This window comes from Paenibacillus sp. 01T422 (assembly GCF_056398785.1).
Genome location: NZ_JBFTQB010001311.1, coordinates 1 through 1,225 on the forward strand (window position 1 = coordinate 1; position 1,225 = coordinate 1,225).

Genomic DNA, 1,225 nt, shown 5'->3' on the forward strand with positions numbered 1-1,225 from the left:
TGACAACCGCGGGCACCTCTATTATTGTATCGCTGATCGGTAATTTATTTGCTTTATTGCTTGGAATTCCAGCGGCTTATGCGTTAAGTCGGTTCGCGTTTAAAGGGAAAGAGGCACTGAATGCCGTTTTTATTTCCCCTGTGCTTATTCCTGGTATCGTGCTTGGATTTACGATGCTGAGGTATCTGATCGTCACGTATCACCTCCCGATCTATGCAGCTTTGCTCATAGGGCATACGGTGATTATGCTTCCTTTCATCATCCGCGTCATTGCATCAAGCTTATCGAATTTCGATTTCGCGGTTGAGGAAGCTGCTTTAAGTCTTGGAGCTGGCAGGTTGAAAACTTTTTTCAAAGTGGTCCTGCCGAACATCAAATCAGGCATTATTGCAGCTATTCTGATTGCATTTCTGGAATCTTTTAATAATGTCGACATCTCAGTCTTTATGACGGGTCCCGGAATCAGCACGCTGCCAATTCAGATGCTGACATACGTGGAGAACCATTTTGACCCCACGATTGCTGCTATTTCAGTTTTACTCATGATCTTTACCGCGGTACTTATGTTCATCATTGAACGGTTGATGGGTTTATCCTACTTCACCAAACGATAACGGAGGCTTTCATCCATGGCATTGCTTACTCTGGAAAATATTTCGGTTGCCTACGACCAGCAATATATTTTGAAGGACTTCAATTTAAGTGTAGAAAAAGGAAATTTAATTTCCCTTCTCGGTCCAAGCGGATGCGGGAAAACGACGACTTTGCGGCTTATCGCCGGATTTTTGGAAGCTAAGTCCGGCAAATTCGGATTAAATGGGAAGGACTACACGCGGATTCCCGTTAGCAAGCGTAACTTTGGCTTCGTTTTCCAGAGTTATGCGCTGTTCCCGCACTTGTCCATTTACGATAATGTGGCCTTCGGCCTTCGTCTTCGGAAGGTAGGCGGAGCGGAGCTTGATCGACGTGTTCGGAACATTCTAGAAACGGTAAGCTTGTCCGGCTTCGAGAAGCGTTACCCGAAAGAACTGTCAGGCGGTCAGAGACAGCGTGTGGCTATTGCGCGGGCGCTAGTCATCGAACCCGAGCTGCTGCTCTTCGACGAGCCCCTAAGTAATCTAGATGCCAATCTGCGCATCAATATGCGCGTAGAGATTCGCCGTATTCAACAAGAGCTTGGCATTACTACCGTCTATGTATCCCATGATCAGGAGGAGTGCTTCTC

The 1,225-nt window shown here is 46.6% G+C and carries 2 protein-coding genes; both read left to right on the forward strand.

The annotated features are described in order from the left end of the window. A partial coding sequence (locus AC1DUA_RS38305; RefSeq protein WP_477504669.1) for an ABC transporter permease occupies positions 1-614 on the forward strand: 614 nt, incomplete at its 5' end. Positions 615-629: 15 nt separating this feature from the next. Then, positions 630-1,225: ABC transporter ATP-binding protein (locus tag AC1DUA_RS38310; protein WP_477504670.1), on the forward strand; the 596-nt coding region annotated here is incomplete at its 3' end.